A 25,072-nucleotide genomic window follows, 5' to 3' on the forward strand; every position below is an offset into this window, starting at 1 on the left:
AGCCGGGCGTGACCCTGCGTTTCCGGCAAAGCAAAGCGATTTAAGTTCTTTGTCATTTCAGGCGTTATCCCCGATCGTCAGAGCATTGTCTCTGGCGAAACGGCGTCTGAAGGAATGAGTAAACGAAGCTCCCTCTATTTACATCCGCAGCAGCGCAATCATATCCACCGACTTGCATCTGGGGTTCTGTGGCGAAGTGAACTCCCTACGTGGCTGCTGATCGTCATTATCTATACCGGCTGGTTTTCCACCCTAACATTCTGGCAAACGCTCGGCCTGCTTCCCGCCACGCTGCTGCTTATCTGGTTTACCGCCTGGTACATGTCACTGCAGCACGAGCTGATCCACGGGCATCCCACCCGTTTTGCCTGGCTTAACCAGCTGTTCGGCACGCTCCCGCTGGCGGTCTGGTATCCGTACGGCCTGTACCGGGATTCCCATCTGGCCCATCACCGTCACGATAGCCTGACCTTTCCGGCGGATGACCCGGAGTCGTATTATTTTACCGAGGCGAGCTGGGCGCGCTTTTCCCCGTGGCAGAAGTGCCTGATCCGGGCCCGGAATACCTTTGCCGGGCGGCTTCTGCTGGCGCCGCTGCTGGATATCGTCCAGACGCTGGGCAGCGCCGGGGCGGCGTTTCGTGATTTTCACCTGCGGGCGATGGCGATGTGGCTGGTTCATGCTCTGCTGCTGGGGGCACTTTTCGCGTGGATGGTGCATCACGGCTTTTCACCCGTCTGGTTTGTGCTGGCGGTGAGCTATCCGGCGCTGGCGCTGACCAAGGTCCGCTCGTTCTACGAACATCGGGCGGCGGACGATCCGCTCGCGCGCTCGGTCATTAACGAGGCCGGGCTAGTCTGGCGGGTGCTGTTTTTGAATCTCAACTACCATTCTATTCACCACGATTTACCGGGCGTTCCCTGGTACGGGTTGCCGACGATCTACCGGCAAAACCGGGAGGCGTACCGGCTGCGTAACCACGGCTTTGTGGTCCGGGGCTACGGTGAATGGCTACGCCAGTTCTGGACCCGGCCAGTGGAGGTCACCGTCCATCCCGGAAAACAACAGGAGGAGAGGTATGAGTAACCTGCTGGCGTTTCCCATGTACGCCGTGGATCGCGGCGATACCCGCGCGCTCTGGCTGGCGGTGCAGCATCTGCTGGCCGCGCGTGGCGTGCCCGTCGGTGGTGCTCCCGGCTGGCCGGAGTCTGACCTGCTGGCCCACTGGCAACAGCCTGAGCTTATCCTCAGCCAGACATGCGGCTACCCGCTGGTGACGCAGCTACCGGAGGTACAGGTGGTGGGCTGTTTTCACTACACCGCCGCGGGCTGCGAAGGGAGCCAGTACCGCAGTTTTCTGGTAGCGCGCGCGGAGGAAAGGCATCTCACGCTGGCGGATTTTCGCGGACGTCGGGCGGTTTGTAATTCGGAAGACTCGCAGTCCGGCTATAACGCGCTGCGGAAAAAGGTGGCACCCCTGATTGTTGACGGGCCATTTTTCTCACAAACGTCCTTCAGCGGCAGCCACCGTCAGTCGCTGATTGACGTGCAGCGCGGGAAGAGCGATATCGCCGCCATCGACTGCGTGACCTGGGCGCTGCTGGAGCGTCATGAGCCGGAACGGCTTGCGGGGCTGGCGGCGTTCGATCGAACGCCGCTGACGCCAGGGCTGCCATTAATCACGTCGCGACGCACGTCCCCCGAAACGCTCAGCGCCATTCGCGATGCGCTGCGCGAGCTGGTGAGTGCGCCGGAATACCGGGAGGTCTGCGCCGCGGTGCTGATCGGCGGTTTCAGCGTGGTGACGCGCCAGGCTTACGCCTCCTTGCCCGCATGATAAATCGCCTGCGCGTCGGTAAAACAGCGCAGCGCCAGCGAAGAGACGGGTTTCTGCCTGCGCATAATCAGGCCGATGGGAGCCTCAATGTTCGCGTCGGCGATGGGGACAATCCTGAAAGTGCCGTTCAGGGCTTCCAGCCCGTTATTCAGCGGCATCACGGCGCAGCATACGCCGCTCTGAACTGCCTGAATGATCTGGAACGTGGAGTCGCTCTCAAAAACGGCCGTCGGTTCGATGCCAGCAGCTTTAAAGCTGGCCTCCATATGCGCCCGGTAGTGCATCCCTTTGGTCAGGAACCCCAGCGGAAAATCCGTCAGGTCGTGCCAGGTCAGCGTCTCCGGGGTAAGCTGGAAATGACGGGTGTCGTGGAGCAGCCCCATCTTCGTTTTAGGAAGCTGAATAATGTCAAACAGGCTGGTGTCGATGCTGTTCAGGTAGCAAATCCCCAGCTCAAGCTGATTGCGGCTGACGCCGTCGGCAATCTGCGCCGAAGACATAGAATAGAGGCTGTAGGTCAGCTCCGGGTACTTTTGCGTAAGCAGGCGGATAAAGATCATCGGATCCACGCTCGCCAGCGGCACCATCCCCAGACGTAATTCACCCACCACCTGGCCTTTGCACAGCGCGGCTTCCGCCTGCAATCCGTCGTGCGCGGCAAGAAGCGCGCGCGCCCATGCGAGGATGCGCTCTCCCTCCGGCGTAAACCCTTCAAAGCGCTGCCCGCGCACGATCAGCACCAGCCCCAGCTCCTCTTCCAGGCTGCGGATGCGCATGGAGAGGGTCGGCTGGGTGATGTTGCACCGCAATGCCGCTTTACCAAAGTGGCGGGTCTCGTCGAGCGCGAGTAAATATTTTAACTGTTTTATGTCCATCACTCTTCTCTGCGCGTAAAGCCTTACAGCATGCGGATCTCTTTCGAGCGCAGGGTAATGCGAACCGGAACCGATTTATACGACGGCGTACCGCTGTCCTTATCAAGATAATCGAGCGGCACCAGCACGTTGGCCTCCGGGTAATACGCGCCGACGGAGCCCGGGGCGATGTTGTACGCCACCACCGTAATATCTTCCAGACGCTGCGCGCTGCCGGGGAGGGCGGTTTCGATATCCACGCGATCGCCGTGTTCCAGCCCTGACTGCGCCATATCTTCTTCGTTCATAAACAGCACGTCGCGGCGGCCAAATACGCCACGGTAGCGATCGTCCAGGGCGTAAATGGTGGTGTTGTACTGATCGTGGCTGCGCAGCGTGATCAGGCGCAGCACATGCTCGCCTTCACCGCTAGCGTTTTCCTGTACGCCGTCGAAAACCGAGAACATCGCTTTGCCCGTTGCGGTCGGCCAGATACGCTGTGTCGGAGGCAGCGGCATGCGGAAGCCGCCGGGAACACGGATCCGCGCATTGTAGTTCTCAAAGCCCGGAATGGTCTGCTCGATCAAATCGCGGATGCGGTCGTAATCCTCGACCAGCGTCAGCCAGTCCACGCGTGTTTCCGGCAGGGTAGCCTTTGCGAGGCCAGCGACTATGGCAGGCTCCGAACGGAGCAACGGCGAGGCGGGTTTCAGCTTGCCGGAGGAAGCATGCACCATCGACATAGAGTCTTCGACGGTGATGGACTGACGGCCGGTGGCCTGCATATCCAGCTCCGTGCGGCCGAGGCACGGGAAAATAAAGGTCTCTTTGCCCACCAGCAGATGGGTACGGTTCAGCTTGGTCCCGACGTGCACGCTCAGATCCAGGTTACCCATCGCCGGGAAACCGTTCTCGTGGTCGGGCATCGCGACGGCAAAGTTACCGCCGAGGCAAATGAGCGCTTTTGCGCGACCGTCGATCATGGCCTGCGTCGCCTGCACCGCATCGTGTCCGTGACGGGAAGGGGGCTCAAAGCCAAACACCTCTTTCAGGCGGTTCAGGAAGGCCGGGGCAGGCTTCTCGCTAATCCCGACGGTCCGGTTCCCCTGAACGTTAGAGTGGCCGCGCAGGGGGCAGATCCCCGCGCCTGGCTTGCCGATATTCCCGCGCAGAAGCAGCAGGTCAGCAATCAGGCGGACGTTCGCCGTGCCTTTATTGTGCTGGGTAATCCCCATTCCGTAAGTAATGATGGTGGCGTTTGATTTGGCATAGGCCTCGGCCACCTTTTTGAGCGCCGTCTGGCTGAGCCCCGACTCGCGCTCAATGTCGTCCCAGCGGGTCTGCGCGATATCGGCGGCAAAATCTTCAATACCCCGGGTGTGTTCTGCAATAAACGCGCGGTCAAGCACGTCACCGCGTTCGGCCTCCATCTCCAGAAGGTGTTTAGCAATGCCTTTCAGCGCGGCGGCATCGCCCCCGGCCTTCACCTGGAAGTAGGTTGAGGCGATGTCCGTAGAGCTATAGGTTGCCATTTCAATCACGCTTTGCGGGTCGGCAAAACGTTCGAGGGCGCGCTCGCGCAGCGGATTGAAAACGATAATCGGCACATTGCGACGCGCCAGCTCGTGCAGGGTACCCATCATTCGCGGATGGTTGGTGCCGGGGTTGTGACCGATGGAGATCACCAGCTCAGTCTTGTCGAAATCGTCCAGCGAGACGGTGCCTTTCCCAATTCCGATGGAGCGCGGCAAGCCGACGCTGGTGGCCTCGTGACACATATTCGAGCAGTCCGGGAAATTATTGGTGCCGTACTCGCGGGCGAACAGCTGGAACAGATACGCCGCTTCGTTAGAGGCGCGCCCGGAAGTATAGAACTCGACCTGGTCCGGTTCGAGCCCGCGCAATATTTCCCCGATGCGTTGAAACGCCTCGTCCCAGTCGACGGGCCGGAAGGTATCGCTGGCCCGATCATAGCGCAGGGGATGCGTCAGACGACCATAACCTTCCAGCTCAAAGTCTGATTTAGCCAGTAGCGAGGAGACGCTATTTTCCGCCAGAAAATCGGGCGTCACGCGCTTACTGGTCGCTTCCCAGGTTACCGCTTTCGCGCCGTTCTCGCAGAACTGGAATGTCGACTTGTGCTCTTTATCGGGCCACGCGCAGCCGGGGCAGTCAAAACCGTCCGGCTGGTTGGTACGCAGCAGCGTCGCGGGAGCGTCCAGGGTATCCATTTGGGTACGTACTGCAATGGCCGTCGCCTTCAACGCGCCCCAGCCGCCGGCAGGACCATCGTAGTGTCTGATACCGGGAACTGAGCGTCTTTTCGTGTTCATACTGACTCCTGACGTGTTTGGTCACGCAACGGCTGGGTAATAAGCAAATGCAATGACTGGCGGAGATGGAAATCCACGCGGTCGAGTTACGGCTCTTGCCTGTAATTATCTTTATAACAATGAGTTAAAAATGTTGGCATGCAACTATTTAAAGAAATTATAACGAAATTTTATCATTTTGATAATAAATTGTATCTATCATCCGGTAGGCAGGATAGATAGCGTCGAGAGGGAAAGCATGTAGCGCAGGTAAAATTTCGAATGAAAGAGACGGCCGCTCAAAAGTGGAAACATGGCGGATGACACGCGTTGTAGCCACGTCGGTATTCGAAATAGTGACGAGAAGGTTTACTCAGGCTTAATGATTAATGGAAATGTATAATCACTTACAGGGTTATTATCACAACATGAAATATAAGTTATTTTGAGTCGTGAAATTAAAGGCGCAGTCAATAAGTTAAATAGTGATGGTGTCGTCAGGTGATGCGGCAATATTAAACATACCCTGTTAGTGCAACAAATAATTCATCGTCGATATCTTCTTCTGATATCACCAAAACGACATTTCTACTAATTATGGTAGTGGCGATAATAGCATTATTGCGTTAATGAAATCCGTTCTCTTTTGAATTTTGTGCTTTAATTACAGTGTGTTATATCATTAGCTGGTGTTGAAATAAGTAGATCCAGGCCATGTCGGGTTTTTTTATCAGATTATTCCTATAATGTTTTGGCTGCTTCAATTACCACCACTTACGCTGCGGTAAATATTGAATTGAAGCAAAGCTCATGTAAACTTGTTTACCGTTTGTCAAAATATGTCAGGAAGACGCTGGGCCTTATTCTGAAGGGCTCGTGCGGTAGCTATGCCTTTAAATTAGTAACGCCCCGAAATTATCCTGACTATTTTAACAATAGCACCTAAGTCAAATTTCATCCCCTTATCTCCATCATCAAAATATCGCTACGGAAAAGCATATGAAAATGCGCGTACTGTTTTCACTTCTGTTTGTAATGGCGGTGGCGGGCTGTAAAGCGCCACAGAAACCGGCAATCACCGACGACACGATCGTGACCAGCCAGGTCAACGGTGTCACCCTGACCCACCGTCACGCCGTGGTGCCGCCAACGGAATTCGCCCAGCTCAACGAGCCTTATCGTGCCATGTACCCGGCCTCCCTGATGAGCCGTCCTGATTTTGGCGGAACGGTTATCCGTACGCTGGAAACCGGAAAAACCTATGTAGTGCTGGGGCAGGTTGAACACTACTGGATGGCGCTCGCCGATGAGGGGAACGACCAGCTGATTGGCTACGTCCCGATGCGTGCCGTTATCAAAGCCGACCAGTACGAAGCCACCGTCCGCAAACAGGCCATTCGTCCTAAGGTGCGTAAAAAAGCGACCTGCGTCGATGTGGATGGCAACAGCAAAGCCTGCAAAGACAGCGCTAACGGTACCTGGATCCTGAACTAAACGGCTTTCGTGGGCGTATTTTTATGAATAATAAAAAGTTTCATAGGCTGTGGTTAGTCTTTTACGCGGCGATTTTCGCCCTTGTCAGTGGTTGTACGTCGTCTTCACACAGCGACCCTTCCCGCTACAATCTGCAGTTTCAGGCTCATCCACAAATCAATGATTCTGCGCCACTTAAAGTCCGGGTGCTGTTGTTGAAATCCGATGCGGATTTTATGTCCAGCGACTTCTATTCCCTGCAGAACAACGCGTCAGCAACGCTTGGCGCGAATCTGCTGAACAGCGACGTTTTCTTCCTGATGCCGGGACAGCTGTCCAAAACCCTCAGCGGTCAGAGCGATCCTGAGGCGCGTTATATCGGCGTGATGGCGGAATATCAGAAGCTGGACGGTAAAAAATGGCGCGTTTCACTCCCGCTGCCTGTGCCAGGCGAAAATCATATCTACCAGTTCTGGAAATGGTCCGCGGATGAACTCCAGGCCAACGTTTTTCTCGACGTAAACGGCATTCGGGTCATCAGCCAGTAACGCGCTTCACAACAGGAAACACATCATCATGACCAAAGCAGAAAAGGTCGTCTGGACCGAAGGCATGTTCCTGCGTCCACACCATTTTCAGCGGACTGAAAGTTATCTGCTCAACCATGTTCGTGAGTGGGGTGCGCTGCAGCGTTCCTATCTCTGGGGCTTTCTCGACGTAGAACTGGACGAAGCGATGCTTCGCCAGGGCTGCATTGCCCTGAGCTACTGCAGCGGGTTACTGCCGGACGGCACCTTTTTCCAGGTCCGCAACGGACGCAATGGTCCCGCGCCGCTAAAAATTCCTGACAATCTCACCAACGAAAAGGTGGTGCTCGCGCTGCCGGTTCGTCGTGGCGAGCGGGAAGAGGTGATTTTCAGCGAAGAGCCTGCCTCACTGGCCCGCTTCGTCGCGTTTGAGCAGGAGGTGGAGGACGATAACGCCATGTCGGTGGGTGATGCCACCGTCCAGTTTGGCCGCCTGCGCCTGACGCTGATGCTGGAAAAAGACCTCACGGCAGAATGGACATCCATCGGCGTGGCGTTTGTGACTGAAAAACGCAACGACAACCACGTGCGGCTGGATAACAGCTACATCCCGCCGATGCTGAACGCCAATAACAGCCCGCAGATCTACAGCATGATCAACGATCTGCACGGTTTGCTGGTGCAGCGCAGCCAGCAGATTGGCGGCCGCCTGCGTCAGCCTGGCCGCTTTAACACCTCTGAACTGATTGAATTTACGCTGCTTTCGCTCGTGAACCGTCATCTGGGCGAGGTTTCACATTTAAAAACGCTGCCGCTGCTGCACCCGGAAACGCTCTGGCGCAGCTGGCTGCCGTTTGCCACCGAGCTCACGACCTGGACGTCGCAGCGCACCACCGAGAGCGTGCTGCCGATCTACGATCACGACGATCTGGCGAACTGCTTCAGCAAGCTGATGCTGATGCTGCGCCAGGGGCTGTCGCTGGTGATGGAAGACCACGCCATTCAGCTGCCGCTTAACGAGCGCTCGCATGGCCTGAACATCGCCACCGTTCCTGAAACCAGCATGGTGCGCGAATTTGGCTTCGTGCTGGCGGTGAAAGCCAACGTGCCGGGCGAACACCTGCAAACCCACTTCCCGGCGCAGATGAAAATTGCCCCGGTCTCGAAAATTCGCGATCTGGTTCAGCTGCAGCTGCCGGGCATTATGCTGCGCGCCATGCCGGTCGCGCCGCCGCAGATCCCGTGGCATGCCGGCTACAGCTACTTTGAGCTGGAGAAGGGCAGCGAGCTGTGGCACGAGATGGATAAGTCCGGCGCATTCGCCCTGCACCTTGCAGGGGAGTTCCCGGGGCTGGATATGGAGTTTTGGGCCATCCGTAGCCCGACAGAATAATAAAGCGAGCGCTTAATATGCAGGAACGACAGGATAGCGGCAGTGATGCCGCGTTTACCGGAGCCAGTAGCAACAATCAGCTGGTGGCGGCCGCCAATCCGCTGCTCAACGCGATTCCGCAGATCCGTCATTCGGTATCACATGACGATCAGGTGGCGTTACGCCAGCGCCTGATCGATGAGATTCGCCGTTTTGAAGTCCGCTGCCAGCAGGCGGGGCTGCCCTACGAAGTGATCGTCGGGGCGCGCTACTGCCTGTGCACGGCGCTGGACGAGGCCGCCGCGCTGACTCCCTGGGGCAGCAGCGGCGTCTGGTCCAGCAATGGCCTGCTGGTGACGTTCCATAACGAAACCTGGGGCGGCGAAAAGTTCTTCCAGCTGCTGGCGCGCCTGTCGCAGAACCCGCGCGAGCATATCCTGCTGCTGGAGATGATCAACTACTGCCTGCTGCTCGGCTTCGAGGGGCGCTATCGGGTGCTGGACAATGGCCGCACCCAGCTTGAAACCATCAAGCAGCGGCTGTGGCAGATGATCCGCGGCGTGCGCGGCAGCTATCCGCCGCCGCTTTCTCCCCATCCGGAAGATCGTCCGGTGCTGCGCAAGCTCTGGCGGCCGATGGTTCCCCTGTGGGCCTGCGTGGCGCTGGCCGGGTTTATCGCCTGCCTGTTTTATATCGTGCTTAACTGGCGCCTTGGCGACAACACCAACCCGGTGCTGGCGAAGATTTATCAGTCCCAGCTGCCGGAAACCACCATCCAGCAGCCGGCGCGTCAGCTGCCCGCGGTGCTTAACCTGCGCGGCTTCCTGAAGCCTGAAATTGAGGCGGGCCTGGTGGCGGTAAAAGACCAGGCAGATCGCAGCGTCGTGATCCTGAAGGGCGACGGGCTGTTTGCCTCCGCCTCGACCGTCGTGCGCGACCGCTATCAACCGGTCATCAACCGCATTGCGCAGGCGATGAACAACGTCAGCGGCAAAATTCTGGTGGTGGGCTACAGCGATAACGTGCCGATCCGCAGCGCGCGCTTTGCCTCTAACTACGAGCTCTCACTGGAACGCGCGCGCTCCGTACAGAAAATGCTGCAGGGAAGCCTCTCTCAGCCTGGCCGCGTGAAGGCGGAAGGGCGGGGCGAGATTAACCCGGTGGCGCCGAACACGACGCCGGAAAACCGCGCCCGTAACCGCCGTGTGGAAATTACTCTGCTGGTGTCGCCTGAAAACACCCAGGCCGAGCTGAACGGATTGCCGCAAGGAAACTAAGGATGCTGACTACACTTCTTTCCATTCTGACCAACCGCATTCTGTGGAGCTTCCTCGGCGTAACGGCGCTGGCGGCGGTGATCTGGATGATTGGCCCTCTGCTGTCCATCGTGGACACCCGACCGCTCGAATCCGAACAGAACCGCATCATCAGTATCGCCGTGGTCTACCTGCTGTGGGCGCAGGGCCATATTCTGCCGCGCCTTTATAACGCCTGGTTGAACCGCAAGCTGATGGACAAGCTCAACGAGAACACCACCAGCCCGGAGGCGGCGGATCCGCAGCAGCGCCTGAACAGTGAGGAGCAGATCCTCGCCAGCCGTTTTGATGAAGCCGCGCAGATGCTTAAAAAAGCGCACTTCAGCAAAGCGGGCCAGGGCGCCCAGTGGACCCAGCGCTTCAGCACGCAATATCTCTATCAACTGCCGTGGTACGTCATTATCGGCGCGCCGGGCTCCGGTAAAACCACGGCGCTGGTGAACTCCGGGCTGCAGTTCCCGCTGGCCGACCGTTTTGGTAAGACCGCGCTGCGCGGTATTGGCGGCACGCGCAACTGCGACTGGTGGTTCACCAACGAGGCCGTGCTGCTGGACACCGCGGGTCGCTATACCACCCAGGAGAGCGAGCAGGCGCAGGATGCCGGTGAGTGGCTGCAGTTCATGGGGCTACTGCGCAAGTACCGTCGCCGCCAGCCGATCAACGGCGTCATCGTCACGATCAGCATTTCGGACCTGCTGACCCAGTCTCCCGAGGCGTCCCGCCAGCAGGCGGTGAACCTGCGCCAGCGCCTGTCCGAGCTGCATGAACAGTTGGGTATCCGCTTCCCGGTGTACGTGATGGTGACCAAGGCCGACCTTCTCAAAGGCTTCCGCGCCTGGTTTGCCGACTACGATAAAGCGCAGCGCGACCAGATCTGGGGCTTCACGCTGCCGTGGGAGCAGACCAAACACGCCGATTACGACCTGATGGGCAACTTCCAGCAGGAATTTTCTCTGTTACAGCAGCGTCTTGATGCCGGGCTGCCGGAAACCATGCTCAAAGAGCATGACGCGAAAACCCGCGCCGAAGCGTATCTCTTCCCGCAGGAGTTCGCCGCGCTGCGTCCGCTGCTGGCGGACTACCTGAGCACGGTCTTTGCGCGCTCCAACTTCGAAACTGAGTTCTCCCCGCGCGGGATCTACTTCGCCAGCGGGACGCAGGAAGGCATGCCGTTTGACCGCGTAATGGGAGAACTGAACCGCGCGCTCTCCCTGCCGGAAGGGGCAGAGCGCGATAACTGGGATTCGGTCAGTAAAGAAGCCCCAATACCGGGCGCGAAGGGCCAGAGTTTCTTCATCAAGAACCTGCTGCAAAACGTTATTTTCCAGGAAGCCGGGATCGCCGGGGAAAACCGCTGGTGGGAACTGCGCAACCGGGCGGTGATCTGGTCCGGCTACGTGGCGCTGCTGGCCCTGCTGGCGATCCTCGGCGGGCTGTGGCTCACCAGCTATGCTAAAAACAAGGCCTATCTGGAAGAGGTGGATGCGAAGGTGCCGCTGCTGGACCAGCAGAGCAAAGCGTTGCAGAACCAGCCGCAGCGTGACCTGTTCGATCTGCTGCCATTGCTGAATGGCCTGGTGGACCTGCCGAAAAGCGACGCGTTTGATGTCAACGATCCGCCAGTCTCCCGCCGCATGGGGCTTTACCGTGGGGATGACGTCAGCGATGCTTCGCAGTCCCTGTACCAGAAGGCGCTGGATCAGCTGCTGTTGCCCGCCGTTGCTATGCACATCACCACCTGGCTGCGCAACGATAACGGCAGCGACGTGGAGTACAGCTACGAGGCGCTGAAAGCCTATCAGATGCTCTATCAGCCGAAGCACTACGACGGCAAATTCCTGCACTCTTGGGTGATGCTCAACCTGCAGCGCAACCTGCCGCAAAACGTCACGAAGGCGCAGCTGCAGCAGCTCGAATGGCACCTCACCCAGCTGCTGGAGCCGAAAATTCAGGCCTCGCCGTACGCGCAGGACGAATCCCTGGTGGCGCGTGAAAGAGCGCTGATCGGCCAGCAGCCGCTTTCAACCCGCGTCTACGGTCGCCTGAAGCGCCTGCTGGAACATGACGACAACCTCAAACCGGTCTCCCTTTCCGACCTGGGCGGGCCACAGAGCGAGCTGGTGTTTTCCCGTAAAAGCGGTAAGCCGGTGAGCGAAGGGGTGCCGGGTCTTTATACGCCGGACGGTTACTGGAAAAGCTTTAACAGCCAGATTGACAGCGTAACGACCGCTCTGCATGAAGACGACGCCTGGGTGCTGGGCGCCGCGACCGCGCAGGAAGATAAACAGCAGATCGATAACGCCGTACGCCAGCTCTACATGCGCGACTTTATCGCGAACTGGGATCGCTTTCTCGCCGACATCCAGCTTAACAACAGCGCCGATCTCTCCCAGCGCATCAACACTGCGCGCCTGCTCTCTGGCGCAAACTCTCCCCTGCGCCGTCTGGTGCAGAACCTGAGCCAGGTGCTGACGCTCTCCCGGGATACCCCTGCACCGGAAGATGCCGGTAAAGCGCAGGCGCAGAGCAACCGCGCCACCCGCACGCTGGAAGCGCTGTTCAGCAATAATGACAATGCCCCGACGCAGGCCGCCGCGATTACTCAGGCGCCGGAGCAGCTGGTGACGGACCACTACGCGCCGATGATTGAGCTGGCCCAGCCGCTGGAGAAGGGTGGCAAGACCATCGTCTTTGATGATTTTCTTAAGCAGGTGGACGAGCTTTATCGTTACCTGACCGCCGTGCAGGACGCCGCCAACAGCGGTATGCCGGCACCGGGCGGCGAGGCGATCAGCCGTCTGCAGGCCAGCGCCGGTCGACTGCCGGGCGGATTGCAAACCATGTTCAGCAACATGGCGGTGGGGGCCAGCAGCGATACCCAGCGCCGCGATCTGGAAAACGTGCGTAAGCGGATCAACGTTGAAGTCGGCGGTTTTTGCCGTCAGGCGATCGCCGGTCGCTACCCGCTGGTGCGCAGCGCCAGCACTGAGGTCACTCCGGACGATCTCGCCCGCATGTTCGCGCCGGGCACCGGGCTGATGGATACCTTCTTTCGCGACAACCTGACCAGCAAAGTGGATACGACGCAGGCAAACTGGCGCTTTATGCCGGGTATCGACGGTAAAACCCTGCCGGGCAGCGAAGGGCTGCTGAGGCCGTTCCAGCAGGCCCAGTCGATTCGCGACGCCTTCTTTGCTAACGGCGCAACCACGCCGTCTTTCAAGGTGACGGTTCGCACCGTGCGAATGGATAACACCATTCTGAACCTGACGCTGGATGTCGACGGTCAGCTGCTGCGTTACAGCCACGGTCCGCAGGCGGTGCAGATCATGAACTGGCCGGGGCCGGGCGGCACCAACCAGGTCCGTATGCAGCTGGGTCTGGCTAACGGCAGCACCGCGACGCTTGTGACCAACGGCTCCTGGGCGCTCAACCGCTTTTTTGACAAAGCGAGCACCAGCCCGGGCGCGGGAAGCCTGAGCCGTCAGGCCACCTTCAACGTCGACGGACATCAGGTCACGCTGGAGTTTGCGCCGAACAGCATCCGCAACCCGTTCCAGCTTCCCCGTTTTTCATGCCCATAACCGCAAGGACAGCCGTATGACGAATACCCCTGCGATGAACCGCTACAGCTGGTATGGCAAATTACCCAGCGCCGGAGATTTCCTGCAGCGTCGCTTTCCTGACACCTTACAGCGCCAGTGGTCGCACTGGTTTCAGGTTGGCCTGCTGGCCTGGCAGCAGGAAGAGCAGCGCAGCGGCGAGCGCCAGTTCACCAAAGCTCCGGTCTGGAATTTCGTCGTCCCGCCGATGCTGGGCAGCCAGATGATCCAGATGGGCTGCCTGCTGCCCGGCCGCGACAGCGTTGGCCGACAGTACCCGGTCTGCATTCAGCTGAGCTTCGCCCCGTCAGAGTGGTCGACCAGCCTGCTCAGCCAGGCGGAGAGCTGGTATCAGCAAATTGGTCGTCTGGGGCTGCACGCGGTGCGTAACAGCTTTTCCGCCTCGCAGCTGGATGAGATGCTGATGTCCATTCCGGCGCCGCAGCCCGTCGAGCCGCAGAAGCGCTCTGACATCCTCGACGTCATTGGCTACGACGAGGACGGCCAAAGCACGCTGGGCTGGCCGCAGGCGGCAGAGTGCTTTGACCCGCTGCGTCAGACCAGCTACTGGTGGACCAACCGCTGCGACGGTTACCCGCTATACACCCACGTTCACAGCGGCAACTTCACCGGCCAGCTTTTTACCCTGCTGTTCGACCCGGCAGGGGGCGCCCGCCCGGGGCGTCACGGTCTCTATCCGCCTATGTTTGAATAAGCAGGGATCTCATGAATATCGAAGAATTTCTCGCGCCAATAAGTCCCGACAAGCCCTGTGGCGACAATCTGGAATATGACGCTGACTTCCAGGCGATGAACCAGGCCAGTCAGGGCAAAGCGGAACAGCAGTTTGGCGACACCATCATCCCGGCAGAGCCTGCGGACTGGAACACGGTAGAAAAATTCGCTACCAGCCTGCTGAGCCGCACCAAAGATCTTCGCGTGATGCTGGCGTTAACCCACGCCTGGACCCGCCGTCGCGGTCTTGCGGGCTACGCCGACGGGCTGTTGCTGGTGCAGGAAGCCATCGCGCGCTACTGGGAGCCGCTCTATCCGCTGCTGGAAGAGTATGGCGAAACCGACCCATTCTATCGCATTAACGCTCTGGCAGGGCTGAGCGATAAATCCGAGCTCACCGTCGCGGTACGTAACGCCTCGCTGCTGCGTTCAAACGGCGATGAAATTTCGCTGCGTGACGCCCAGGCACTGCTGGACGGCAGTAAAACCGAGTGTCCGGACTATCCCGGCGGTCGCCCGAGGCTGATTGACGAACTGGCGCGCGGCGACCAGCCGGGGACCGCAGCGGTCATTGTGATTAACGAACGGCTGCTGGCCATCCGCGAGCTGCTTATCGGGCATCTCGGTGAAAGCGGCGTACCGGAAATGGAACAGCTGCTGAAAACCGTGGGGCTGGTCGCCAGCGCCTGTCAGGTGACCGACATCAGTAAGTTGCTGCCGAACCGTGAAGCGCAGGCTGAACAGCACGCTGAGCCGCAGCCTGCGGCAGCGCAGCCCATTCAGCCGGTCACAGACTGGCGCAGCGTGCAGGTTACCAGCCGCGCCGACGCGCAGCTAATGCTGGAAAAAGCGAAGCAGTACTTTGCGCAGTACGAACCGAGCCACCCCGCGCCGCTGATGATTGAACGGGTGCAGCGGCTGTCAGAACTTAACTTTATGGACATTATTCGCGACCTGGCGCCAGACGGCGTTAACCAACTGGAAAACATCTTTGGACGCCGCGAATGACGCGTCCTGGCATTATGACGACAGGCATGGAGTCTGCCGTTTCACCTTCACCGCGCATCTTTGATGGAGAACATCATGGCAATGAGTAACAGTGGACAGAAATTCATCGCACGCAACCGTGCTCCCCGCGTGCAGATCGAATACGACGTAGAGATCTACGGTGCAGAACGCAAAATTCAGCTGCCGTTTGTGATGGGCGTTATGGCCGATCTGGTTGGCAAGCCGGTGGAAAACCTGCCAGCCGTCGACGAGCGTAAATTCCTGGAAATCGACATCGATAACTTCGATGAACGCATGAAGGCGCTGAAGCCGCGCGTGGCGTTCCAGGTAGATAACACCCTGACCGGCGAAGGTAAGCTCAACGTCGATCTGACCTTCGACAGCATGGACGATTTCCTGCCGGACGCGGTGGCCCGCAAGGTTGAGCCGCTGAACAAGCTGCTGGAGGCGCGCACGCAGCTCTCTAACCTGCTGACCTACATGGACGGCAAAAACGGTGCGGAAGAGCTGATTGCAAAAATTCTCCAGGATCCGACGCTGCTCAAATCCCTGAGCCAGTTGCCAAAAAATGACGAAAGTGCGAAAGGTAGCGAGGAATAATCGATGAGCAACCAGACTCAACAACACGATCAGCAGGCGGGTCAGGCGTTCAGCCAGGATGAGTTCAGCGCGCTGCTGAACAAAGAGTTCCGCCCGAAAACCGATCAGGCGCGTTCTGCCGTGGAGAGTGCGGTCAAGACTCTGGCGCAGCAGGCGCTGGAAAATACCGTCACCTTCTCGAACGACACCTACCGCACCATTCAGAACCTGATTGCCGGTATCGACGAGCAGCTCTCGCAGCAGGTGAACCAGATCATTCACCACGAAGAGTTTCAGAAGCTGGAGAGCGCCTGGCGCGGCCTGAGCTACCTGGTCAACAATACCGAAACTGACGAGATGCTGAAGATCCGCTTTATGAGTATCTCCAAGCAGGAGCTGGGCCGCACCCTGAAACGTTACAAGGGCGTGGGCTGGGACCAGAGCCCGATCTTCAAGAAAATCTACGAGCAGGAGTACGGTCAGTTCGGCGGCGAGCCGTTTGGCTGCATCGTCGGCGACTATTACTTCGACCACAGCCCGCAGGACGTTGAGTTGCTGGGGGAAATGGCGCGCATTGGCTCTGCGGCGCACTGTCCGTTCATTACCGGTACCGCGCCGGGCGTGATGCAGATGGAGTCCTGGCAGGAGCTGGCTAACCCGCGCGATCTGACCAAGATCTTCCAGAACACCGAATACGCCGCCTGGCGTTCACTGCGTGAATCCGAAGACGCCCGCTATCTGGGGCTGGTGATGCCGCGCTTCCTGTCGCGCCTGCCGTACGGCATTCGCACTAACCCGGTGGACAGCTTTGACTTTGAAGAGCAGACCGACGGCGCAAACCACAACAGCTACTCGTGGGCGAACGCGGCCTATGCGATGGCCGCCAACATCAACCGTTCCTTCAAAGAGTACGGCTGGTGCACCTCGATTCGCGGCGTGGAGTCCGGCGGGGCGGTGGAAAACCTGCCGTGCCATACCTTCCCGAGCGATGACGGCGGCGTGGACATGAAGTGCCCGACCGAGATCGCCATCAGCGATCGTCGCGAAGCCGAGCTGGCAAAAAACGGCTTTATGCCGCTGGTACACCGCAAAAACTCCGACTTTGCCGCCTTCATCGGCGCGCAGTCCCTGCAAAAACCGGCGGAGTACCACGATCCGGATGCGACCGCCAACGCGCGCCTGGCATCACGCCTGCCGTACCTGTTCGCCTGCTGCCGCTTTGCCCACTACCTGAAGTGCATCGTGCGCGACAAAATCGGCTCCTTCCGCGAGCGCGAAGAGATGGAGCGCTGGCTGAACGACTGGGTGATGAACTACGTCGACGGTGACCCGGCTAACTCCTCCCAGGAGACCAAGTCCCGCAAACCGCTGGCGGCTGCGGAAGTTCAGGTGCAGGAGATTGAAGACAACCCGGGCTACTACGCCGCGAAGTTCTTCCTGCGTCCACACTACCAGCTGGAAGGTCTGACCGTTTCTCTGCGTCTGGTTTCTAAACTGCCGTCGCTGAAGACGAAAGACGCGTGATGACGATTGCCGGCCCGCAGGGGCCGGCAGCTTTACTGTTAATTCGAGATAGCTAATGAATTTACCTTTAAAAACGATAACAAGAAAATTCATCAGCTATTTAATCAGTTATACATTGCTCATTATTTCATTCGTGCTATTTGTGACAGTATCTGGCTACTATTTCTTTATATTTAACTGGCCGGACGATGTCCGGCAAATCGTAATGCATGGATCCTTATGTACTGGACTTAATGCATTAGCGATAGGTATATACGTTGTTGCAGAGAAGCGGAAAGAGAAATGTTAGTTCCTCATGCTGGTCAGTGTGTTACTGAGTATATAGAAAAGGATATCAGATGAAATATTTGGGTTATCTCCTCGTGTTTATGACTTCTTATGTAAATGCCGGAAATAGCTATCCTGATTTTTATCATAAGCAAACATACCGGCAGGTTTTAAAAGATTTAGTTCTGGCGCGCTGCCTTGCGCAGGTGGCAGATAAAGGCAGTAAGTTTTCTGCTGATGCGGCTCGCAGTGCGAGTGCATTCATTGAATGGATTCCTTTTGATGCCGAAAATGGCACGGATAAAGTGAATGTCCTTATTGGGAAATATATAAATCAAATTAACGGATTTCATTCAGAGCGAAAACCCGATGTCAAAGGCGTAACCTTAAACTGTTTACGACTTTATCACAGCGACGAACTTAACGAACTTGCACCTCAGTTAATCATCGGAAATCCTGACCGCACCTGGTTACAGGATAATCCACAAGAGTAAAAGACTTCACATTCTTTCCTTTCATTCAGGGGGAATGTAAGACTGTCAAATGACATGGGTCGTTTGATATGAGGCAGAGGTAAAATATGGACGGTTTTATTCAGCCCCATGCTTTCCTGTTTGCCATATAAGTGCTTTTTCGAAAGCAATATTGTTCATCCACGAAGAGTAGATATTATGGCTATTGATATGTTTCTGAAGGTCGAGGGTGTTACGGGCGAATCTAAAGATTCTAACCACACCGGCTGGACTGATATTACCTCCTTCTCCTGGGGCGCTTCCCAGCCAGGTAATATGAGCGTTGGCGGTGGCGGCGGTGCCGGTAAAGTTAACTTTAACGACCTGCACGTTAACGCGCTGATCGACAAATCCACCACCGCTATCCTGAAACACTGCGCCAGCGGTAAACACCTGACTAAGGTTGAGCTGTCCGTCTGTAAAGCGGGCGGTCAGCAGGTGGAATACTCCCGCATTACGCTGGAAGATGTGCTGGTGACTTCCGTTCAGTACACCGGTGCAGACAACGGCGATACCGTTGGCGTGACCTATGCATTCCAGGCTGCGAAAGTGAAACAGCAGTACTGGGAGCAGACCACGTCGGGTGGTAAAGGTGCTGAAAGCAGCGCTGGCTGGAATATCAAAGAAAACAAAGAAGCGTAATTGCGCATGTGGCCGGGGAGATATCCCCGGTCATTATTCGGAAAGCTTAATTTATTTTTTAGAGAATGAATTATGAGCGTAAAATCAATGATTCCCCCGGGTTATTGCGTTGTGCAGCAGGCGGGGACATTAGATTTCCAGGCCAGACTTCTGTTCAGTAAACCTGATAGTGAAGCGGCGCGTTACTTTATGCAAATCAACAGGGATACAGCATGGTTGAAGCCAGGGCAAATATTAATTCTTAATACCCCCGGTGCTGAGAATACTGTTCAGCTAAAACAATTACAAAATGCAAAGCAAAAGGTTAATGGAGCCTTGTCAGAGCTAAATACAGATGAGGCCAATTTCTTTAACAAACATTTTAATACCATCGCCGCATTAACAAATTTTATGGATAAATCCCTCGGGGTGGTTGCTGATGCGGGTGAAAGGTACTTTAGCGAAATAGAAAAGAAATTAAAAGCTATTGAGTTGGCTTATCAAAATCAATACAGAACGCAAGGGACATTGATCGGGCAGCAGTTTTTTGTTGAGAGACAAAAACTTTTTTCTGAGCTGGACGTTTTATTAAATAAGCTTTCCAGACTAACGCTAAAACTGAAACCTTATGAAGAAATCAAGCACGCTTTAGGTTTATCAAGCAGGTCAATTGTCCACGAATGGAGTACCGCAGGTGTTGCCTCGATACGAGGGTATTCAACATATGTAGACAATGCATCAAAAGCTGCCCGTTACCTGAAAATGGGAGGATGGCTTGCTATCGGCTTCGCTGGTGCAAACACAACCAATGAAGTTTATGATGCCTGTACAGTAGGTAGAGAGCAGAATTGCTCCAAAGTCGCCGTTAAGAAGTACAGTCAATTCGGTGCAAGTCTTGCGGGCGGAATTTATGGCGGAAAATATGGAGCCATGGCTGGCGCTGGCGTATGTGTTGCATTGGGAGTGGCAACAGGTGGTGTAGGGTTGCTCGCATGTTCCGTGGTAGGCGCCGCTGCGGGTGGATACGTTGGTGGCGAAGTAGCCGGTGGAGCAACGGAATATGTAATGGATAAACTATGGTGAATGTAGAAAATATTCTTTTATTTCTGATCGTAGTTTTATTCATAATTGTCGTAATCATGGATCTCGTTAGTTCTCGTTATTTTAAAAGACACGAAACTGAATATAATCTACTTCTTTCAGAATATAGGCAAAAAGGCTACGATCTCGATCTGGTGACAAATTCCGCATCATTTTTTGGTTCGCTGGCGAATTATCAAAAAATAATCTGGTTTGTTCGTCTTCGCAAAGGCGTGAAGATGAAGTTTACCAAAGACAGAGATGTTCAGGATGATGCCTATAAATTCGTTCAGGCTTTACCGGAAGAGAGAATTGGCTGGATATTAAAACTGCATCGATGCTATAAAATTCAGGCCTTTTTTTTTACACTATGGCTGCTTATCGGCATTATTTTCCTGAATTTAGTCAAATAGCTCTAATCAGTTCTTAACCCCCAAACCCCGCCGTTCTCATTCCCGAGAGCGGCAGCGTTTGAGCGCTAATCATACCAGCAGGAATACGCCATGCGATTCACGATTATTTCTACGAAACCCGGTCATCAGCCGCCGCAAAGCAGCTGTGATTTTTACGCCCCGGGCGGCACCATTGGGCGCGGTACGGATAACAATCTGGTATTACCGGACAATGACCGCACCATCTCGCGTCTGCAGGCCATTGTCCACGTTGACGCTCAGGGCGAATGCCGCGTCACCAACCGTGGCAGCGTCACCCGCGTGGTATTAAACGATATTCCGCTGGAGCGCGGACGTCAGGTTGAACTGCAGGATGGCGACATTCTCGGTATTGATGACTACCGTATCGAAGTGACCGAACTGATCCACGACACACAGCCGGTGAGCCGTATGGCGGCCAGCATGCAGCAGCAGGCGCGTCCGATAGCCGCACCCGCTGCGCCCGCAGCGCAAGCGAAGCCTGCTAACCCCGCGCCACGCGGGAAGGCGGAACCGACCGCCGTGCCTTCCGAAATCTGGGACAGCCTGATGCAGGAGTTCTCCATCTCCGACAGCATCTCCAGCAACCGCGCAAAACCGCAGTCTGCGGCCTCACAGGATCCCTTCTCCCAGCCCGCCGCGCCGGAGCGTAATGCCGAAGATCCGTTGGCGATGTTCAACGACAGCGATCCAACGCTTGAGCGCAAGAACGTCGACCCGGACACGCTGTTCAGCGACGAAGCGCTGTTCAAAAAAGAGAGCATTTTTGACGACGTGACGCCTTCCACGCTGGTGCCGCCGGTTGAGGGGCAACCCGCCCCTAAAGAAGACGCGGCGGACGAGCTTGACCCGCTGGCGCTGTTCGGTGGAAAGGCCAGCGCGCCAGCCGCGCGCAATGATGACCCGCTCGGGCTGATGGGCGGAGCACCGTTAACCCACCCGGATGATATTGCAGACGAAAAGCCAGCACCAACGCCTGAACCGGAGCAGGAAGAGGACGTGCTTGCCGATTCTCCGCTGTTCGCCCCAGAGCCGCAGGAAACGCCACGTGAAGAAGAGCCGGCGCGGCCGGATTACGCAGGCTTCACCATGCCTACGCCGCAGGCCGTTGCGCGCAGCAGCGCTCAGGCACCGAAGGGGCGCCTGCGCATCGACCCGGTCAATAACGCGGCATCCCCAACCGCCAGCCCGAATAATGGCGAGAAGGGTGAAGTGCTGCAGGGCGAGCTGCTGCAGGCGCTGCTTGAAGGTATGGGCCTGAGCGAAATGCAGCCTGTTCCGCAGTTTGACCGGGAAAATATGCGTCAGTTGGGGCAGATTCTCGGCATGTTCTCGCAGGGCACCGTGGCGCTGCTCTCGTCGCGCTCCATCCTGAAACGCGGCGTAAAAGCCGATATGACCATGGTGCTGGACGATGCCAACAACCCGTTCAAGCTGTTGCCGACCGGGAAAACCGTCTTAATTCAGATGTTCGGCACCCCGATGCCGGGCTTTATGCCGCCGACCAAATCGGTGCGCGACGCGCTGATCGACCTGCAGGCGCACCAGCTGGGAATGATCTCCGGTATCCGCGCCATCATCGCCGCGATGCTGCAGTCCTTTAACCCGGAACAGCTGGAGGAGCAGGCGAAGCAGAACGGCATGACCTCGCGTCTGGCGCTGCCGGGCAGCCGCAAAGCCGCCCTGTGGGACTATTTTGTTCGTAGCTATGGCGAGACGGCGGGCGAGATTGAGGATGACTTCCACACCCTGTTCGGCGAAGCCTTCCTTCATGCGTATGACATGGAGGTGAATCAGTACAAAGACTCACAGAGCGGATCGGAAGACAAATGAATATCGCAACCGCTTCTCTCTCCCGCCAGGGGACGCGCGCCAGCAACCAGGATCAGACGGGAGAAACCATAGGGGAACGCTCGGCCTGCTTTGTCGTCTGCGACGGCATCGCGGGTCTGCCCGGTGGTGAAGTCGCCGCGGAACTGGCCCGTAACAGCATTATCTCCCGCTTCGATGGCGACAAGCACCTCAACGCGCAGCATATCCGCGACTACGTGCAGACGGCGAATCGCACCATTCTGAGCGAACAGCAGGCCGTTCAGGACTATCGCCGGATGGGCACGACGCTGGTCAGCCTTTTCATTGACCGGGATTACGGGCTGGCGTACTGGGCGCATGCCGGCGACAGCCGCCTGTACCTGTTTCGCCGGGGGTGGCTGTGGCACGTCACCACGGACCACAGTCTGGTGCAGCAGATGAAGGATGCCGGGCATCAGACGGACGATCTCAACAGCAACCTGCTTTATCTGGCGCTGGGAATTGAAAACGGCGGACCGGAAGCGAGCTACAGCGACGTGGTGCAGGTAGAAGACGGCGATGCCTTTTTACTCTGCACCGACGGGTTCTGGCACGGCGTCAGCGAAGAGCAAATGAAGCAGTCGCTGCACATGGTCAATACGCCGCAGGAGTGGCTGACCTTAATGAACCAAATCATTCAAAAGAATGGCGAGCAGGAGGGGAATGCGCAGGATAACTATACCGCCCTGGCGGTATGGATGGGCAACCCTCAGGACACCACTTTGCTGCACACCCTCTCTGATGCAGCACAATTTCTTCCCTGCGGAACTGATTAGACACACAAGGAACGATATGAAACTTTGGCTATCGGGTTTGGCACTTCTGGCGGCGACCTCCACCGCGCAGGCTGAAAATTTCCGCATCGTGCAGTCTCCTGCGCAGAAGCTGGATATCTGGATCGACAACATCAAAGACAACACCCCGCAGAGCTGGTGTAAGCCTGAGGTGGCGCTGCGCATTGTGGCGAACGGCAAGAAAGACGTCTCCGTGCTGGAAAACTTTGTGCCGCGCCTTGGCTCGCTGCTGGAACACCAGTGCAGCAAAGTGAATAAACTCAGCTGGACGCTCAACGATCCCGAGGGGACGACGCTGGCGCAGGGCACGGCAGCTAAAGCGCAGGACTGGGCGCTGGTGGTGAAACAGCAGCAGGCCGTGCCTGCCGAGACCGTCACCGCAACCCCAGCCAGCGGCGCGTTACTGCCACCCGATCAGAACGTGGCTTCCCGCACCGTTGCCGCCGACCGCACGCCGTGGCAGGAGTTTACCCTGCAGGATGGCTGCCACCTGCGCACCTTCTGGGAGGGCGGCGCGTCCGCTCCGGCGCTCTTTATTCCGGATTCTGACACCACCCGCTGCGGTAACGGCAGCTGGCTGAGCGGTCACACCGTCGTGTCGCAGTCCCGCAACGGCGGGCAGAAAGAGATGGCGGTGACCTACATTCACGGCTTCCCGGTGATGGGGCTGAATCAGAGCGCCGATCCGGAAAACGCGCTGATCACCTCCGTCAATAAAGAGCGCATGGTATTCAGCACGTCAGACAGCGATCAGAGCTGGATGATCCTGCCTTACGACAGCACCCTGAACAGCTGGAAGAGCAACGGCACGGTAGCGGTAGAAATTTCCCGCGAGACTGCCAGCGACGATGCAAAACTGCAGGCGCGTATTGCGGCGGTGAAGAAAACCTGGAGCGCCTGGGTTGCCCCAGGCACCCCGCTGAATATCGTTCTGATTGATACCCTGCGTCCTCAGCTGCGCGATCCGGCAGTGGGCGCCTGGCGCGCGGCGAATTAAGGAATGGCTATGAATACGCTCTATCAACACCTGGCGGGTGAAACGCTCAACGACGCGCTGGCGCGTCTTGAAGCGGAGATCAAAGCCCGTCCGGCAGATGCAGACCTCCGCGCCGCGTTCGTGCAGTTTTTAATCCTCAGCGGCAACGGGACGCGCGCGCTGACCCAGCTGAAAAGCTGGCTGGCGCTGAAGCCGCAGGCGAAACCCACCGTCACGCTGCTGGAGCAGTCCATTCAGGGCGAGCTGCAGCGCGCACAGGTGATGGCGGGGCAGGCGCGTCCGGCCATGCCTGAAACGCAGTGGCCGTGGCTGACCACCCTGGCCGCGGCGCTCCGCGAGGAGGGCGAGCGTGCCCGGTCGCTGCGCCTGGAAGCGCTTGACCAAGCGCAGGCCACTCCCGGTCACATCAGCCTCGAAAACGATGAAGCTCAGGCGTTTGACTGGCTGATGGACGGCGATGCCCGTCTCGGCCCGGTGTGCGAAACCATCGTGAACGGCCGCTATTTCTGGCTGCCGTTTAACGCTATCGCCGAGATCCGTTTCCAGGCGCCTGCCAGCGTGACCGATCTGGTCTGGCGTCACGCGCTGGTGCGCCTGACTGACGGTACGGAGCAGGTATGTCAGATCCCGGCGCGTTACCCGTTTGCTGCCGATGCGTCGGATGCGATCAAACTGGGCCGCACTACCGAGTGGCAGCCGCTCGACGAGGACGGCACCCTGTACGAAGGGATGGGCCAGAAAGCCTGGCTCAGCGAGCAAAGCGAAAGCCCGTTGCTGTCGTTAAGCCTCGTGTCGTTTGCGATGGATGGAGACGATGAGTAATCCCGCTGGCGAAGGCGATCTGCTGCGCAGCGGCTGGCAAGCCCGCAGCAGGCAGGAGAAGGTGGGGGCGCGCGACAAAATGCAGCCTTCGCTGCTCGATCGCCTCACCGATAACGATCCGGAAAAAAAACGCGAGCCGGCCAACAGCAACCTGATCACCCACGCCGCGCTGCGTCGTAACGTGCTGCGGGATTTGCAGTGGCTGTTTAACACCATCAACCACGATGCCTCCGGCGATTTAAGCGCGCTACCGCACGTGAGCCGCTCGGTGGTTAACTTCGGCGTCGCGCCGCTCGCCGGGAAGAGGATGTCGGACATCGAATGGCACGACATTCAGCGCAAGCTCACTGAGGCCATCATCAATTTTGAACCGCGCATTTTGCCGCAGGGGCTGCAGGTCCGCTGCGTGTCGGATACCTCCTCGCTGGATCTGCACAACGTGCTCTCCATTGAGATTAAAGGGCGCTTATGGTGTGTGCCGTACCCGCTGGAGTTTCTGTTTCGCACCGATGTCGATCTGGAAAACGGCCATTTTGAACTGAAAGATGCGGGGTAATC

The 25,072-nt window shown here is 57.5% G+C and carries 22 protein-coding genes; 20 read left to right on the forward strand and 2 right to left on the reverse strand.

Annotated features, from left to right (window positions below):
• Positions 1–114 precede the first annotated feature (114 nt).
• Both IM303_RS16380 and IM303_RS16385 read left to right on the forward strand, forming a co-directional pair.
• Positions 115–1,086, forward strand: coding sequence for a fatty acid desaturase (locus tag IM303_RS16380; RefSeq protein WP_048998688.1), 972 nt, complete (start codon positions 115–117; stop codon positions 1,084–1,086).
• On the forward strand, positions 1,079–1,837 hold the full coding sequence (locus IM303_RS16385; protein WP_049138804.1) for a phosphate/phosphite/phosphonate ABC transporter substrate-binding protein: 759 nt from the start codon (positions 1,079–1,081) through the stop codon (positions 1,835–1,837). The genes IM303_RS16380 and IM303_RS16385 overlap by 8 nt, the downstream gene beginning before the upstream one ends.
• Here the strand turns inward: IM303_RS16385 and IM303_RS16390 are convergent.
• A complete protein-coding gene (locus IM303_RS16390; RefSeq protein ID WP_048998692.1) occupies positions 1,816–2,712 on the reverse strand; it encodes a LysR family transcriptional regulator in 897 nt (298 codons plus the stop codon). The genes IM303_RS16385 and IM303_RS16390 overlap by 22 nt on opposite strands.
• A gap of 23 nt (positions 2,713–2,735) precedes the next feature.
• The gene (locus IM303_RS16395) at positions 2,736–5,024 is read right to left on the reverse strand and encodes an FdhF/YdeP family oxidoreductase (protein ID WP_048998693.1); all 2,289 of its coding nucleotides are present in this window, start codon (positions 5,022–5,024) and stop codon (positions 2,736–2,738) included.
• A 978-nt stretch (positions 5,025–6,002) separates the two neighbouring features.
• Here IM303_RS16395 and IM303_RS16400 point away from each other — a divergent pair.
• The 18 genes from IM303_RS16400 to tssE all read left to right on the forward strand — a co-directional run bounded on the left by IM303_RS16400 (position 6,003) and on the right by tssE (position 25,070).
• Positions 6,003–6,497: a hypothetical protein gene (locus IM303_RS16400; RefSeq protein ID WP_048998694.1), complete on the forward strand. Its 495-nt coding sequence runs from the start codon at positions 6,003–6,005 to the stop codon at positions 6,495–6,497.
• Between the two features lie 23 nt (positions 6,498–6,520).
• Positions 6,521–7,024, forward strand: a complete 504-nt coding sequence (gene tssJ, locus IM303_RS16405) for a type VI secretion system lipoprotein TssJ (RefSeq protein WP_028013495.1) — start codon at positions 6,521–6,523, stop codon at positions 7,022–7,024.
• A 28-nt stretch (positions 7,025–7,052) separates the two neighbouring features.
• Positions 7,053–8,396, forward strand: coding sequence for a type VI secretion system baseplate subunit TssK (gene tssK / locus IM303_RS16410; protein ID WP_041909533.1), 1,344 nt, complete (start codon positions 7,053–7,055; stop codon positions 8,394–8,396).
• 17 nt (positions 8,397–8,413) lie between these two features.
• On the forward strand, positions 8,414–9,652 hold the full coding sequence (locus IM303_RS16415) for a DotU family type VI secretion system protein (protein ID WP_048998696.1): 1,239 nt from the start codon (positions 8,414–8,416) through the stop codon (positions 9,650–9,652).
• A gap of 2 nt (positions 9,653–9,654) precedes the next feature.
• Positions 9,655–13,275: a type VI secretion system membrane subunit TssM gene (gene tssM, locus IM303_RS16420; protein WP_048998698.1), complete on the forward strand. Its 3,621-nt coding sequence runs from the start codon at positions 9,655–9,657 to the stop codon at positions 13,273–13,275.
• A gap of 16 nt (positions 13,276–13,291) precedes the next feature.
• On the forward strand, positions 13,292–14,008 hold the full coding sequence (tagF, locus tag IM303_RS16425) for a type VI secretion system-associated protein TagF (protein ID WP_028013492.1): 717 nt from the start codon (positions 13,292–13,294) through the stop codon (positions 14,006–14,008).
• 11 nt (positions 14,009–14,019) lie between these two features.
• Positions 14,020–15,036 carry a type VI secretion system protein TssA gene (gene tssA / locus IM303_RS16430; RefSeq protein ID WP_048998699.1) on the forward strand — a complete coding sequence of 339 codons (1,017 nt, stop codon included), beginning with the start codon at positions 14,020–14,022 and terminating at the stop codon, positions 15,034–15,036.
• A gap of 75 nt (positions 15,037–15,111) precedes the next feature.
• Positions 15,112–15,636, forward strand: a complete 525-nt coding sequence (gene tssB / locus IM303_RS16435) for a type VI secretion system contractile sheath small subunit (RefSeq protein WP_008502644.1) — start codon at positions 15,112–15,114, stop codon at positions 15,634–15,636.
• 3 nt (positions 15,637–15,639) lie between these two features.
• Positions 15,640–17,139, forward strand: coding sequence for a type VI secretion system contractile sheath large subunit (gene tssC, locus IM303_RS16440; protein WP_006810956.1), 1,500 nt, complete (start codon positions 15,640–15,642; stop codon positions 17,137–17,139).
• 338 nt (positions 17,140–17,477) lie between these two features.
• Complete coding sequence (locus IM303_RS16445; RefSeq protein ID WP_048998701.1) at positions 17,478–17,900, forward strand: T6SS amidase immunity protein Tai4 family protein; 423 nt, start codon at positions 17,478–17,480, stop codon at positions 17,898–17,900.
• Between the two features lie 177 nt (positions 17,901–18,077).
• The gene (locus IM303_RS16450; RefSeq protein WP_008502640.1) at positions 18,078–18,560 is read left to right on the forward strand and encodes a type VI secretion system tube protein Hcp; all 483 of its coding nucleotides are present in this window, start codon (positions 18,078–18,080) and stop codon (positions 18,558–18,560) included.
• Between the two features lie 72 nt (positions 18,561–18,632).
• A complete protein-coding gene (locus IM303_RS16455) occupies positions 18,633–19,622 on the forward strand; it encodes a hypothetical protein (RefSeq protein WP_047367785.1) in 990 nt (329 codons plus the stop codon).
• Positions 19,616–20,032 carry a hypothetical protein gene (locus IM303_RS16460; RefSeq protein WP_193360088.1) on the forward strand — a complete coding sequence of 139 codons (417 nt, stop codon included), beginning with the start codon at positions 19,616–19,618 and terminating at the stop codon, positions 20,030–20,032. Before IM303_RS16455 ends, IM303_RS16460 begins: the two co-directional genes overlap by 7 nt.
• A gap of 90 nt (positions 20,033–20,122) precedes the next feature.
• Positions 20,123–21,883, forward strand: coding sequence for a type VI secretion system-associated FHA domain protein TagH (gene tagH, locus IM303_RS16465; protein WP_193360089.1), 1,761 nt, complete (start codon positions 20,123–20,125; stop codon positions 21,881–21,883).
• Positions 21,880–22,677 carry a PP2C family serine/threonine-protein phosphatase gene (locus tag IM303_RS16470; protein WP_023336024.1) on the forward strand — a complete coding sequence of 266 codons (798 nt, stop codon included), beginning with the start codon at positions 21,880–21,882 and terminating at the stop codon, positions 22,675–22,677. Before tagH ends, IM303_RS16470 begins: the two co-directional genes overlap by 4 nt.
• A 16-nt stretch (positions 22,678–22,693) precedes the next feature.
• Positions 22,694–23,692 carry a hypothetical protein gene (locus tag IM303_RS16475; protein ID WP_193360090.1) on the forward strand — a complete coding sequence of 333 codons (999 nt, stop codon included), beginning with the start codon at positions 22,694–22,696 and terminating at the stop codon, positions 23,690–23,692.
• Between the two features lie 9 nt (positions 23,693–23,701).
• A complete protein-coding gene (locus IM303_RS16480) occupies positions 23,702–24,514 on the forward strand; it encodes a type VI secretion system accessory protein TagJ (RefSeq protein ID WP_192971782.1) in 813 nt (270 codons plus the stop codon).
• On the forward strand, positions 24,507–25,070 hold the full coding sequence (tssE, locus tag IM303_RS16485; protein WP_028013485.1) for a type VI secretion system baseplate subunit TssE: 564 nt from the start codon (positions 24,507–24,509) through the stop codon (positions 25,068–25,070). The genes IM303_RS16480 and tssE overlap by 8 nt, the downstream gene beginning before the upstream one ends.
• The last annotated feature ends 2 nt before the right edge of the window (positions 25,071–25,072 follow it).

It is taken from the genome of Enterobacter cloacae complex sp. P38RS, assembly GCF_014930775.1.
Classification (GTDB): Bacteria; Pseudomonadota; Gammaproteobacteria; order Enterobacterales; family Enterobacteriaceae; genus Enterobacter; species Enterobacter bugandensis.

Coding starts and splice junctions, on each gene's coding strand:
- tagF (WP_028013492.1), top strand. CDS start 13,292: ATGACGAATACCCCTGCGATGAACCGCTACAGCTGGTATGGCAAATTA.
- tssB (WP_008502644.1), top strand. CDS start 15,112: ATGGCAATGAGTAACAGTGGACAGAAATTCATCGCACGCAACCGTGCT.
- tssK (WP_041909533.1), top strand. CDS start 7,053: ATGACCAAAGCAGAAAAGGTCGTCTGGACCGAAGGCATGTTCCTGCGT.
- IM303_RS16395 (WP_048998693.1), bottom strand. CDS start 5,024: ATGAACACGAAAAGACGCTCAGTTCCCGGTATCAGACACTACGATGGT.
- tssC (WP_006810956.1), top strand. CDS start 15,640: ATGAGCAACCAGACTCAACAACACGATCAGCAGGCGGGTCAGGCGTTC.
- IM303_RS16380 (WP_048998688.1), top strand. CDS start 115: ATGAGTAAACGAAGCTCCCTCTATTTACATCCGCAGCAGCGCAATCAT.
- IM303_RS16385 (WP_049138804.1), top strand. CDS start 1,079: ATGAGTAACCTGCTGGCGTTTCCCATGTACGCCGTGGATCGCGGCGAT.
- IM303_RS16390 (WP_048998692.1), bottom strand. CDS start 2,712: ATGGACATAAAACAGTTAAAATATTTACTCGCGCTCGACGAGACCCGC.
- IM303_RS16400 (WP_048998694.1), top strand. CDS start 6,003: ATGAAAATGCGCGTACTGTTTTCACTTCTGTTTGTAATGGCGGTGGCG.
- tssE (WP_028013485.1), top strand. CDS start 24,507: ATGAGTAATCCCGCTGGCGAAGGCGATCTGCTGCGCAGCGGCTGGCAA.
- tssM (WP_048998698.1), top strand. CDS start 9,655: ATGCTGACTACACTTCTTTCCATTCTGACCAACCGCATTCTGTGGAGC.
- tssA (WP_048998699.1), top strand. CDS start 14,020: ATGAATATCGAAGAATTTCTCGCGCCAATAAGTCCCGACAAGCCCTGT.
- tagH (WP_193360089.1), top strand. CDS start 20,123: ATGCGATTCACGATTATTTCTACGAAACCCGGTCATCAGCCGCCGCAA.
- IM303_RS16470 (WP_023336024.1), top strand. CDS start 21,880: ATGAATATCGCAACCGCTTCTCTCTCCCGCCAGGGGACGCGCGCCAGC.
- IM303_RS16475 (WP_193360090.1), top strand. CDS start 22,694: ATGAAACTTTGGCTATCGGGTTTGGCACTTCTGGCGGCGACCTCCACC.
- IM303_RS16450 (WP_008502640.1), top strand. CDS start 18,078: ATGGCTATTGATATGTTTCTGAAGGTCGAGGGTGTTACGGGCGAATCT.
- tssJ (WP_028013495.1), top strand. CDS start 6,521: ATGAATAATAAAAAGTTTCATAGGCTGTGGTTAGTCTTTTACGCGGCG.
- IM303_RS16480 (WP_192971782.1), top strand. CDS start 23,702: ATGAATACGCTCTATCAACACCTGGCGGGTGAAACGCTCAACGACGCG.
- IM303_RS16415 (WP_048998696.1), top strand. CDS start 8,414: ATGCAGGAACGACAGGATAGCGGCAGTGATGCCGCGTTTACCGGAGCC.
- IM303_RS16455 (WP_047367785.1), top strand. CDS start 18,633: ATGAGCGTAAAATCAATGATTCCCCCGGGTTATTGCGTTGTGCAGCAG.
- IM303_RS16445 (WP_048998701.1), top strand. CDS start 17,478: ATGAAATATTTGGGTTATCTCCTCGTGTTTATGACTTCTTATGTAAAT.
- IM303_RS16460 (WP_193360088.1), top strand. CDS start 19,616: ATGGTGAATGTAGAAAATATTCTTTTATTTCTGATCGTAGTTTTATTC.